Source organism: Pseudomonas sp. (genome assembly GCF_049645325.1).
Classification (GTDB): domain Bacteria; phylum Pseudomonadota; class Gammaproteobacteria; order Pseudomonadales; family Pseudomonadaceae; genus Aquipseudomonas.
Genome location: NZ_JBARTQ010000114.1, coordinates 1 through 5,659, shown reverse-complemented (window position 1 = coordinate 5,659; position 5,659 = coordinate 1). Strand labels below are relative to the sequence as shown.

General features: G+C 58.9%; 4 protein-coding genes. 3 read left to right on the top strand and 1 reads right to left on the bottom strand.

Features of this window, described 5'->3' with window-relative positions:
- Positions 1–29: 29 nt before the first annotated feature.
- Positions 30–734 carry a trehalose operon repressor gene (treR, locus tag WBB95_RS05080; protein ID WP_424486563.1) on the bottom strand — a complete coding sequence of 235 codons (705 nt, stop codon included), beginning with the start codon at positions 732–734 and terminating at the stop codon, positions 30–32.
- A 253-nt stretch (positions 735–987) separates the two neighbouring features.
- Here treR and treP point away from each other — a divergent pair, with 253 nt between their 5' ends.
- The 3 genes from treP to WBB95_RS05065 all read left to right on the top strand — a co-directional run bounded on the left by treP (position 988) and on the right by WBB95_RS05065 (position 5,565).
- The gene (treP, locus tag WBB95_RS05075; protein WP_424486562.1) at positions 988–2,430 is read left to right on the top strand and encodes a PTS system trehalose-specific EIIBC component; all 1,443 of its coding nucleotides are present in this window, start codon (positions 988–990) and stop codon (positions 2,428–2,430) included.
- A gap of 125 nt (positions 2,431–2,555) precedes the next feature.
- Entirely contained in the window at positions 2,556–4,202 is a 1,647-nt protein-coding gene (gene treC / locus WBB95_RS05070) for an alpha,alpha-phosphotrehalase (RefSeq protein ID WP_424486561.1), read from the top strand.
- Positions 4,203–4,344: 142 nt separating this feature from the next.
- Entirely contained in the window at positions 4,345–5,565 is a 1,221-nt protein-coding gene (locus WBB95_RS05065; protein WP_424486560.1) for a maltoporin, read from the top strand.
- Positions 5,566–5,659: the final 94 nt, after the last annotated feature.

The window sequence follows — 5,659 nt, the reverse complement described above, 5'->3', positions numbered from 1 at the left end:
CCGCTCCCACATTTGATCTGCGTTTGACCTTACCGCCGCGCAATATCCGAAAAGTAAAACTTATCCAACGTATGCCGCGACTCGGTGTACTCGAACTGCCGCCCGTCCTGCAAAAACGTCTGGTTACTCACCACGATCACATGGCTTTGGCCGTCCAGGTCCAGATGCGCCTGGTCGTCTTTGCTGCGCGGCAGGGCTTTGATGGTGCGTTGCGCGTAGCTGATTTGCAGCTGCAGCGTTTGCTCGATAAACGCGTAGATCGACTGTTCGGCAATGTCGCGGTCCAGCCCCGGGATCAGGTCGGCGACAAAGTGGTTGATGTCGAGGATCACGCGTTTGCCGCCGATGCGCCGTACGCGTTTGACACGCGTGATCAAGGTGCCGGGCTCGGCTTCGATATGTTGCAGCAGCGAGCCTTCCAGCGCGAACTGGCTGAACTCGACGACGTCGGTGCGTACGTCATCGCCAAGGTCCGCGTGGGTTTCGTGGAAGCTGACGATGCCGCCCAGTTGGAATTCGATCGGGTTGGGTGACAGCACGAAGGTGCCCTTGCCGTGGATTTTTTGCGCGAACCCACGTTCTTGCAACTGCTCGATCGCCCGGCGCACGGTGCCACGGCTGGCTTGGTAGGCGTCCATCAATTCTGTTTCGGAGGGAAGGCGCGTGCCGCGTTGCAGGCGTTCAGTGGTGATGCTGGCAAGCAGATCCGTATAGATCTGGTTGTATTTGCTCATGGGGATGGCTCTGTGCCCGACTTGATGAAGTGAACGGCTCGTTCAAGGCTGGAACCTTAGTGGCACGGGTGGGGTTTGTCCATTAGACCCTTGGATATCTGTGGCTTGCAGCGATGTGTGGGCCTGCTCCGGGTAAACATTTTTAAACTCGTCTGTACGAGTTGTTGCTTTAACTCGTACAGACGAGTACTTTTGCCCTCGGCGTGCTGCCAATGACTGCCCTCAAATAAAAAAATCAAAGTGGAAACCAAGCATGAGCCACGACTATTCCAATAGTGCCCGCGAGATTCTTCAGAACCTCGGGGGCAGCGACAACCTTGAGCAAGCTGCCCACTGCGTGACCCGCCTGCGCCTGGCGCTCAAGGACCCGAGCCTGGTCAACGTCAGCGCGTTGAACCAGGTCGACCTGGTCAAGGGCTCGTTCTTCACCGGCGGCCTGTTCCAGGTGGTGATCGGCCCCGGCGAAGTGGAAAAGGTTTACGCCGCGCTGCGCGAACAAACCGGCCTCGCCGCCGCCACCATCGCCGACGTGAAGAAGAAGGGCGCCGACAAAACCAACGCCATGCAGCGCCTGGTGCGGGTATTTTCCGACGTGTTCATGCCGATCCTGCCCGCGCTGATCATCGCCGGCTTGTTGATGGGCGTGAACAACCTGATGGGCGCCAAGGGCATGTTCATCGAGGGTAAGACGTTGCTGGAGGCGTACCCGAACCTGGATGGCCTGTGGAGCCTGATCAACCTGATGGCCAACACCTCGTTTGTGTTCCTGCCGGCGCTGGTGGGCTGGTCGGCGGCCAAGCGTTTTGGCGGCAGTGAAATCCTCGGCATCGTGCTCGGCCTGATGCTGGTGCACCCGGACCTGCTCAATGCCTGGAACTACGGCAAGGCAGTGGCGGGGCTCGACGGCCAGAGCCTGCCGTACTTCGATATTTTCGGCTGGTTCAAGATTGAGAAAGTCGGCTATCAGGGGCAGATCCTGCCGATCCTGATGGCGGCCTACGTGATGAGCGTGATCGAGAAATGGCTGCGAGCACGCGTGCCGAATGCCATCCAGTTGCTGGTCGTGCCGATCACCACCATCGTCGTCACTGGCGTGCTGGCGCTGGCGATTATCGGCCCGGTGACCCGCCACCTCGGCATCCTCATCACCGAAGGCGTGGTCACCCTGTTTGACCTGGCGCCGATGCTCGGCGGGGCTATTTTCGGCCTGTTGTACGCGCCGCTGGTGATCACCGGCATGCACCACATGTTCCTCGCCGTGGACCTGCAGCTTATTTCGACTCAAGGCGGCACGTTTATCTGGCCGATGATCGTGATGTCCAACCTCGCCCAAGGCAGCGCCGCGCTCGCGGTGTTCTACACGACCCGCAATGCGCGGGACAAAAGCATGGCCTCGACCTCGGCGATTTCCGCGTATTTCGGCATCACTGAACCGGCGATGTTCGGGGTGAATTTGCGCTTCAAGTTTCCGTTCTACGCGGCCCTGATCGGGTCGGCCTTGGGCAGTATTTTCCTGTCGCTGAACAAGGTGCAGGCGTCGGCGATCGGCGTCGGTGGCTTGCCTGGGTTTATTTCGATCGTGCCGCATTCCATCGCGATGTTTGTGGTGGGAATGGTCATCGCGATGGTCGTGCCGTTTGTTTTGACCTGTGCGTTGAGCATGAAGATTGTTCGGCCGGGGTATCGGGTCGCCTGATCGACCGCTATCGCAGGCAAGCCAGCTCCCACCTTTAAAACGCGTTCACAGATCCATTGTGGGGGCTGGCTTGCCTGCGATGAGGCCCAAGAGGCCTGCACAAAAATCAATTGAAGGAACCCATCATGCAAAACTGGCAACACTCGGTGATCTATCAGATCTACCCCAAAAGCTTCCACAGCCATGCGGGTAACGCGACCGGTGACCTGCTGGGCATCGTGGACAAACTCGATTACCTGAAATGGCTGGGCGTGGATTGCCTGTGGATCACACCATTCCTGCGCTCGCCGCAACGCGACAACGGCTACGACATCAGTGACTACTACGCCATCGACCCGAGCTACGGGACCATGGCCGACTGCGATTTGCTGATCAGTGAAGCGGCCAAGCGCGGCATCACGCTGATGCTCGACATCGTGGTCAACCACACCTCAATCGAGCATGAATGGTTCCAGCAAGCGCGCAGCAGCCTGGACAACCCGTACCGTGATTTCTACATCTGGCGCGACCAGCCGAATAACTGGGAATCCAAGTTCGGCGGCTCGGCCTGGGAATACGAAGCGCAAACCGGCCAATATTTCCTGCACCTGTTCGATCACACCCAGGCCGACCTGAATTGGGACAACCCCAAGGTGCGCGCCGAGGTGTTCAAGTTGATGCGCTTCTGGCGCGACAAAGGCGTGGGCGGTTTCCGCCTCGACGTGATCAACCTGATCTCCAAGCCTGCCGATTTCCCCGAAGACAACAGCGACGGTCGCCGCTTCTACACCGACGGCCCGAACGTGCACCAATACCTGCAGGAAATGCACCGCGAAGTCTTTGAAGGGCATGACCTGATCAACGTCGGCGAGATGTCATCCACCAGCCTCGAACACTGCATTCGCTACTCCAATCCGGCGTCGAAAGAGCTGTCGATGACCTTCAACTTTCATCACCTGAAAGTGGATTACCCGAACCTGCAAAAGTGGGTAAAGGCTGACTTCGATTTCCTCCAACTCAAGCAGATTTTCTCCGACTGGCAGCTGGGCATGCAGGCTGGTGGCGGCTGGAACGCGCTGTTCTGGTGTAACCACGACCAGCCACGCGTGGTCTCGCGTTTTGGTGACGACGGTGAACACCGTGTGGTCTCGGCCAAGATGCTTGCCACTGCGCTGCACTTCCTCCAGGGCACGCCGTATGTGTACCAGGGTGAAGAGCTGGGCATGACCAACCCGGGCTTCAACCGGATCGAGCAGTACCGTGATGTTGAGACGCTGAACATCTTCCGCCTCAAGCGTGATGCCGGTGAGTCCGAGGCGTCGAGCATGGCGGCGATCATGCAGAAGTCCCGCGACAACGGCCGCACGCCGATGCAGTGGAACACCGAGGCGAATGCCGGTTTCAGCACGGGCGAGCCCTGGATCGGTATCCCGGCCAACGCCGCGCAGATCAACGTCGACAGCCAACTGGATGACCCGGATTCCGTGCTGCATCACTACCGCGCGTTGATTGCCTTGCGTCGCCATGAGCCGCTGATTCAGGAAGGCGTTTACCGCCAACTGCTGCAAGACCACTTGCAGGTCTGGGCCTACCTGCGTGAAGGCCATGGCGAGCGTTTGCTGGTGCTGAACAACTTCTACGGCACGCCCTGCGAAATCCAACTGCCGGAAGGCGTTATCAATGCGGCGAACGAGCAACGCCTGCTGATCAGCAACTATCCCGACTGCCCTGTGCGTTCGAGCCAGGTGTCACTGCGCCCTTATGAATCGTTTGTGCTGCACCTGAAGGACTGACTCCTCACGGCCTCCCTGTGGGAGCTGGCTTGCCTGCGATGTGGCCTTTGAGAGCGCCATCGCAGGCAAACCAGCCCCCACAAGGGTGGGCTTGCGAGGCATCAAAAAAGTAGTAAAAAAAATAAAAATAATGGAGTGCTTCATGAAAACAACAATAAAGTTGGGCCTCGTTGCGTCTTGTCTAAGCCTGCCGCTCGGCGCTCAGGCGCTGGAATTTGCCGGTTACTTGCGCAGTGGCGCGGGCACTTCAACCGGCAGTGGCAAGCAGCAATGTTTCCAACTGCCGGGGGCGCAATCCAAATACCGCTTGGGTAACGAATGCGAGCAGTACGCAGAGCTGGAGCTGCGCCAGGACCTGTTGACCCTCGACGACGGCTCGGTCCTCAGCGTGGATGCCATGGCTTCGCTCTACAACAAATACGACCGTGCCCTGAAGTTTCAGGGCGAAGACAACGGCTCGGCGCGCATGCCGCAGATGTACGCGCAGTGGTCAAACCTGCCCAGCCTCAACGGCGGTTCGGTGTGGGCCGGGCGGCGTTACTACAAACGTAATGACATCCATATCTCCGACTTTTACTACTGGAACCAGAGCGCCACGGGCGGCGGTGTCGAGGACGTGAAAATCGGCGATCTCAAGTACAGCTACGCCATTTCGCGCAAGGACAACCTGTACCAGAAGGAATACGCGACCCGTCACGATTTCAACGTGGCGGGCTTCAAGACCAACCCCGGCGGCGAGCTGGAGTTTGGCTTGAGCTACATCGACAAAGCCGGTGGCCGCGATGCCAACAGCGGTTGGGCGATCACTGCTCAGCACGTGCAAAAACCTTTCCTTGGCGGCAAGAACAAGTTCGCCTTGCAGTACGGCGAAGGCCCCGGCACTGGCCTGGGTTATACCGGCGATACCACGCTGGACAAAAGCAGCAAAAGCTACCGCGCCGTGGAGTTTTTCGACTGGCAGGTGACCCCGCGTTTCGGTGGGCAAGTCGAGGCGGTGTACCAGAAAGACATTCGTCCAGGCTCAGCGGACCAGACCTGGATGTCCATCGGTGTGCGCCCGGCCTATGCCATCAGCGAGCAGTTCAAACTGGTTACCGAACTTGGGCATGATCAGGTCGAGGCCACCGGCGGTACGCGCAAGCTGAGTAAATTTACCTTCGCCCCGACCTGGTCGCCCAACGGCCCGGATTTCTGGGCGCGGCCGGAAGTGCGGTTGTATTACACCTACGCCAGCTGGAACGAAGCCGCCAAGCGCGCGGCGAATGAACTGGCGGCAGGCTCGGCGTTGTCCGACACCGGTGCGTACGGTACGGCGCGGCATGGGTCGAATGTGGGTGTGCAGGTTGAGTACTGGTGGAAGTGAATATGTAAATGTACGCGGACAAAAGGTGGGAGCGGGCTTGCTCGCGAAAGCGGTGGGTCATCCAATACATATGTCGCCTGATACACCACATTCG